General features: G+C 63.6%; 5 protein-coding genes and 1 tRNA gene. 5 read left to right on the top strand and 1 reads right to left on the bottom strand.

Going from position 1 to position 6,404, the window contains the following annotated elements; translation table 11 throughout:
- A partial coding sequence (locus tag Q0331_RS08030) for a hypothetical protein (protein WP_298075863.1) occupies positions 1-568 on the top strand: 568 nt, incomplete at its 5' end.
- A gap of 8 nt (positions 569-576) precedes the next feature.
- Here the strand turns inward: Q0331_RS08030 and Q0331_RS08025 are convergent.
- Positions 577-649: transfer RNA gene (locus tag Q0331_RS08025), tRNA-Arg, on the bottom strand.
- A gap of 127 nt (positions 650-776) precedes the next feature.
- Between Q0331_RS08025 and argS the strand changes: the two genes are divergently transcribed.
- The 4 genes from argS to thrC form a co-directional block, all read left to right on the top strand.
- Positions 777-2,447, top strand: coding sequence for an arginine--tRNA ligase (gene argS / locus Q0331_RS08020; protein ID WP_298075862.1), 1,671 nt, complete (start codon positions 777-779; stop codon positions 2,445-2,447).
- A 103-nt stretch (positions 2,448-2,550) separates the two neighbouring features.
- Complete coding sequence (lysA, locus tag Q0331_RS08015; RefSeq protein ID WP_298075864.1) at positions 2,551-3,930, top strand: diaminopimelate decarboxylase; 1,380 nt, start codon at positions 2,551-2,553, stop codon at positions 3,928-3,930.
- Positions 3,931-4,066: 136 nt separating this feature from the next.
- Positions 4,067-5,392, top strand: a complete 1,326-nt coding sequence (locus Q0331_RS08010; protein WP_034985613.1) for a homoserine dehydrogenase — start codon at positions 4,067-4,069, stop codon at positions 5,390-5,392.
- 56 nt (positions 5,393-5,448) lie between these two features.
- A partial coding sequence (gene thrC, locus Q0331_RS08005; RefSeq protein WP_298075861.1) for a threonine synthase occupies positions 5,449-6,404 on the top strand: 956 nt, incomplete at its 3' end.

The following is a 6,404-nucleotide window of genomic DNA, read 5'->3' as shown; positions in this document are numbered from 1 at the left end:
AGTTGCCTTGCTGGGGTCGTGCAGCCTTGTTACCTCTGAGGAGTCGGATCAGGCTGAGAATTCAGGCAAATCCGCGGCCGACGGAATGCAGCGCGTCGAGGAGGGACGGATTTCCCTCGAGGTTCCAGAAGATTGGGTAGAGACCGAGGACTTCAAACCGACAAAAAATGGTTTCACCACCTCGTGGTCTAACGCGGACGAAGAGGCCGACAAAGAACCAACGGACGTGATTCGTCTGAGTTCTGACCAGGGGCAAGGTCCCACGGCAACCGCAACGATGGGGTATTTCGAAGTGAACGCCCAGTTCCGAACCACACACGGAAAAGAGTTCGAATTAGGTGAGTCCCGCGACCTGGATATCGAAAACGCTGACGAAGCCAAACTGACCACATGGACAACGAATGAAAAATCCGGCAAGACTCTGCACGGCGCGTGGGTGTTCGTCTCTGCTGGTGACGGTGGAGCCGCTGGGGTAGAGATCTTGGCGCTCACCCTGTCAGACGATGAGATCGAGGCGATCGTCGACTCCGTGAGGTTCGATCCGAGCAAATCGGACGAATCCGAATAAAACAAGCGTGCCCTCGGCGAGATTCGAACTCACGACCCCTGGTACCGGAAACCAGTGCTCTATCCCCTGAGCTACGAAGGCGCGTATCGGCGGTTCACTTTGTGTTCACGTCAATACGGGTTGAAAGTCTAGCACTGCACCGGGGCAGTAGTTCAATCACCTCCGCCACTGCGTAAGCTGTCCTGCCTCACTGCTAGTGTTTAATGCTGTGACTCCTGCTGAATTGTCTGAACTGATTACCGAAACTGCCCGCACAACCCTGGATGCCCACGGTCTGGATTCCTCCGTGGTGCCGGAGAGCGCCACCGTGGAGCGCCCGCGCAACCCGGAGCACGGCGACTACGCAACGAATATCGCCATGCAGGTGGCCAAGAAGGCCGGCACGAACCCTCGCGAGTTCGGCACCTGGCTGGCGGAATCCCTCGGCGCGCACGAGGGCATCGACGAAGCCACCGTCGCAGGGCCGGGCTTCATCAACATCCGCCTGGCCGCCGCTGCGCAGGGCAAGATCGTCGAGGACATCCTTGCCGCCGGCGCAGACTTCGGCCACGGTGACGAGCTCGCGGGTTCTGCCATCAACTTGGAGTTCGTCTCCGCCAACCCGACTGGCCCTATCCACCTGGGCGGCACCCGCTGGGCGGCTGTCGGCGACTCCCTGGGGCGCGTGCTTACCGCCCGCGGTGCGAAGGTCACCCGCGAGTACTACTTCAATGATCACGGCGCGCAGATCGACCGCTTCGCCCGCTCCCTGGTGGCCGCCGCGAAGGGCGAGCCCACCCCGGAGGACGGCTACGGCGGCGATTACATCCAGGACATCGCCTCCCAGATTGTGGAGGCCAACCCGGATTGGCAGCAGCTCAGTACGGAAGAGGCACAGGAGCTGTTCCGCTCCCAGGGCGTGGAGCTGATGTTCGCCCACATTAAGCGCACCCTCGCGGAGTTCGGCACGGAGTTCGACGTGTACTTCCACGAGAACTCCCTGTTCGAGTCCGGTGCAGTGGAAGCTGCGATCCAGAAGATCAAGGACAACGGCAACCTCTACGAGGCCGATGGTGCCTGGTGGCTGCGCTCCACCAACTTCGGTGACGACAAGGATCGTGTGGTCATCAAGTCCGACGGCAACGCGGCGTACATCGCCGGCGACATCGCCTACGTGGCCGACAAGTTCGACCGTGGCCACAACCTGTGCATCTACATGCTGGGCGCCGACCACCACGGCTACATCGCTCGCCTGCGTGCAGCGGCTGCCGCCATGGGCTACGACCCGCAGCAGGTGGAGGTGCTCATCGGCCAGCTGGTGAACCTGGTCAAGGATGGCAAGGCCGTGCGTATGTCGAAGCGCGCCGGCACCGTCATCACCCTGGATGACCTGGTGGAGGCCATCGGCGTGGACGCTGCCCGTTACGCGATGATCCGCAGCTCTGTGGACTCGTCCCTGGATATCGACATGGATCTGTGGGCTTCGAAGTCCAACGACAACCCAGTGTTCTACGTCCAGTACGCGCACGCCCGCCTGTGCTCTCTGGCGCGCAAGGCCGCGGACCTGGGGGTTACTCGCGAGGGCGCCGACCTTTCTCTGCTGACCCACGACCGCGAAGGCGACCTGATTCGCACCCTCGGCGAGTTTCCAGCCGTGGTGAAGACCGCCGCCGAGCTGCGTGAACCTCACCGTGTGGCTCGCTACGCCGAGTCCCTTGCCGGCACTTTCCACCGTTTCTACGACGCCTGCCAGATCCTGCCGAAGCCCAGCGACGACGAGCAGACCGTGGCCGAGAACCAGGCCCTGTTCGCCGCCCGTTTGTCCCTGGCAGCGGCTTCCCGCCAGACCCTGGCCAATGCGCTCGAGCTGTTGGGTGTGTCTGCCCCGGAGCGCATGTAGTTGTTGTTTTTCTTTGTGACGCCACCACGTCCCGCCCCCTGCCGATAATTCACTCACCTAGGAGATTCCCTTGGATCCGGAGACTCACCTGAACTCCACGCCGTTGCGCCGTCGCACGGCCAGCACCGCGGAGTTCAACGCGATTCCCGCGCACGTCTACCCGCTGACCCTTCGCCGCGAGACGGCAGGGGAGCGACAGGGGGAGGTCACCATCGGCGGCGTGCCGATCACCGAGATCGCCGAGACGTTCGGCACGCCAGCGTTCGTGATGGACGAGGAAGACTTCCGCACCCGCTGCCGCCGCCTGGCGAGCGCTTTCGGCGGTGGGCACTTCGTGCACTACGCCTCCAAGGCATTCCTTTCGAAGACGGTCGCCCGCTGGGTGATGGAAGAGGGGCTATCCCTGGACGTTGCCTCCCTCGGCGAGCTGCAGGTCGCTCTGGCCGCGGGATTCCCCGCCGAGCGCATCACCGTGCACGGCAACAACAAGTCCCCGGAGTTTCTGCGCCTGGCAGTTTCCGAGGGTGCGGAGCTGATCGTCGTGGACTCGCTGCAGGAGATCGAGGCGCTGTCCACCGTTGCCGGCGAGCTGGGGAAGTCCCAGGATGTGCTGGTGCGTGTGACCCCTGGCGTGCACGTCGATACCCACGAGTTCATCGCCACCAGCCACGAGGATCAAAAATTCGGATTCTCCCTGGCCTCCGGAGCGGCTCATCATGCGGCTATGGCGTGCCACGCCGCTGATGGTGTGCGCCTGCGCGGCTTGCACTGCCACGTCGGCTCCCAGGTGTTCGAGGCCTCCGGCTTCGCCCTGGCCGCCGAGCGCTTGCTGGGCCTGTGGAAGCAGTTGTTGGATTCCACCGCGGCGCTGTCGGACGCCCCCACGTCGCTGGATACCCTCGATCTCGGTGGCGGCTACGGTATCGCCTACATGCCAGATCAGGAGGCTTTGGACGTGGAAGAGGTGGCGTCCGAACTTAAGAGCAAGGTGCGCAAGGCGGCAGAGGCAGCCGGCGTGCCAGAGCCGAAGCTCAACGTCGAGCCAGGCCGAGCGATCGCCGGACCGGCGATGATCACGCTCTACCGGGTGGGCACGGTGAAGGACGTCGAGGTGGCCGAGGGCATGACCCGCCGCTACATCTCCGTCGACGGCGGCATGAGCGACAACATTCGTCCCGCCCTCTACCAGGCGGAATACGATTGCCGCGTGGCAAACCGCGAGGTCGACGGTGAGTTGCTGCCGACCCGCATCGTGGGCTCCCACTGCGAGTCGGGCGACGTGCTGGTCAATGACGCGCTGGTGCCGGAGGACGTTCGTCCCGGGGACCTGTTGATGATCGGCGCCACGGGCGCGTATTGCTACGCGATGGCCTCTCGTTACAACATGATGACCCGCCCTCCGGTGGTACGAGTGTCCGACGGCGAGGCTCGGTTGATGATTCGCCGCGAAACCATCGACGACGTGCTGGCCTTGGAGGAGTAACCTCCCTGGATACAGGGCAAAGCAGGGGTAATGGACAGCTTTGTCTAGTCGCACGGTAGATTGGTGCGATAACCTAAGAAAAAATTACCAACTTTCCTCTCATTGAGACCTTACAAAGGAGCGACAAAGGAGCGACATGACCGAGCAGAAGTTTAAGCCAGGCAAGGGAATCGGCCAGACCGTAGGTGTGGCTCTGCTGGGCATGGGCACCGTTGGTGCAGAAGTGCTGCGGTTGCTGGAGGAGCGCAGTGATGAATTCGCTGCTCGCATCGGTGGCCCGCTGGAGGTCCGAGGCATTGCCGTCAGCAACCTGTCCAAGCCCCGCCCGGGTGTGGATCCGGAGAAGCTGACGGACGACGCACTGTCCCTGGTGGCCCGCGACGACATCGACCTGGTCATCGAGGTCATCGGCGGCATCGAGTACCCGCGCGAGGTCGTGCTGGCGGCGCTGCGCGCCGGCAAGTCCGTCGTCACCGCCAACAAGGCTCTCATCGCCGCTCACGCTGACGAGCTGGCTGCCGCTGCCGACGAGTCCGGAGTGGACCTATTCTTCGAGGCAGCTGTTGCCGCCGCCATCCCGGTGGTTGGGCCGCTGCGCCGCTCCCTTGCCGGCGACAAGGTCAACCAGGTGATGGGCATCGTCAACGGCACCACCAACTTCATCCTCGACGCAATGTACACCCGAGGTGCCAGCTACGACGAGATGCTGGCAGAGGCCACCGAGCTGGGGTACGCGGAAGCCGACCCGTCCGCCGACGTCGACGGCTTTGACGCCGCCAGCAAGGCCGCCATCCTGGCCTCCCTGGCGTTCCACACCCGCGTGTCCGGCGAAGACGTGCACACCGAAGGCATCCGCGACATCACCGTCGCCGACATCGAAGCGGCCAAGGCCGCAAACTCCACCATCAAGCTGCTGGCTATCTGTGAGCGCCTGGTGGATGAGGAAGGTAAGGAATCCGTGTCTGCAAGCGTGTACCCGGCGCTGATCCCCAGCAGCCACCCATTGTCCAGCGTGTCTGAGTCCTACAACGCAGTCTTCGTCGAGGCGGAGTCCGCCGGTCGCCTGATGTTCTACGGCAACGGCGCCGGTGGCGGCCCGACCGCCTCCGCCGTGCTGGGTGACGTCGTGGCCGTGGCCCGCAATATCGTGCTCGGCGGCCGCGGGCCAGGGGAGTCCACCTACGCCTCCCTGCCCATCGCCAACTTTGGTGATGTTCGTACCCGCTACCACGTGGATATGCAGGTGGATGATCGCCTGGGCGTGCTGGCCGAGGTGGCTTCCGTGTTCTCTGAGCAGGGTGTGTCGCTGAAGACCGTGCGTCAAGAAGGGTTGAACGACGGTGCGCGCCTAGTCGTCATCACCCACAGCGCGAAGGAAAAGAACCTGGAAGAGACCGTGGCGAAGCTCAAGGAGCTCGACGCTGTCAAGGCGATTGACTCCGTCATCCGCATGGAAGGCTAAACTCTAAGAGCGCTTTAAGCCAAGACCGATAACTGGGAAGAAACGACAGGGAAGCTATGACGAACAAGGTTCTGAACCACTGGACCGGCTTGATCAACATGTACCGCGATCGGATGCCGTTCGCGAAGGACTGGGAACCGGTGACCCTCAACGAGGGCGGCACCCCGCTGCTGCGCGCGAACTACCTGTCGGAGATCACCGGCTGCGAGGTCTACCTCAAGATCGAGGGCGCCAACCCCACCGGTTCCTTCAAGGATCGCGGCATGACCGTTGCCGTCACCGACGCCTTCCACAAGGGCCAGAAGGTCCTGATGTGCGCCTCGACCGGCAACACCTCAGCCTCCGCGGCAGCCTATGCGGCCCGAGCCGGTCTGAAGTCCGCCGTGCTGATCCCGGAGGGCAAGATCGCCCAGGGCAAGCTCGCGCAGGCTGTGATGCACGGTGCGCAAATCATCCAGGTTCGCGGCAACTTTGATGACTGCCTCGAGCTGGTGCGCAAGACCACCACCGAGTTCCCAGAGATCGCCCTGGTCAACTCCGTGAACCCGATGCGCATCGAGGGGCAGAAGACCGCCGCGTTCGAGATTGTGGATTGTCTTGGTGACGCCCCCGATGTTCACTTCCTGCCAGTCGGCAACGCGGGCAACATCACGGCGTATTGGAAGGGCTACTCCGAGTACGCGGAGGATGGCGTTTCCACCCAGCGCCCCGTGATGAAGGGCGTGCAGGCAGCCGGAGCTGCCCCGCTGGTCAAGGGCGAGCCCGTGTTGGAGCCGGAGACGATCGCTACGGCGATCCGTATCGGCAACCCGGCCTCTTGGCAGCAGGCCGTTGCCGCCAAGGAGGAGTCGGGTGGCGACTTCCGCGCCCAGACCGACGAGCAGATCCTGGAGGCCTACCGCACCATCGCTGGCCGCGAGGGCATCTTCGTCGAGCCAGCCTCTGCCTCTTCCGTCGCGGGCTTGCTGGACGCTCACGCCAACGGTGAGCTGACCGCCGGACAGCGCATTGT

Origin of the sequence: uncultured Corynebacterium sp., from assembly GCF_937999985.1 — a bacterium.
Lineage (GTDB): Bacteria > Actinomycetota > Actinomycetes > Mycobacteriales > Mycobacteriaceae > Corynebacterium.
The sequence above is the reverse complement of the archived record's forward strand: the minus strand, read 5'-3'. Positions and strand labels throughout refer to the sequence as shown.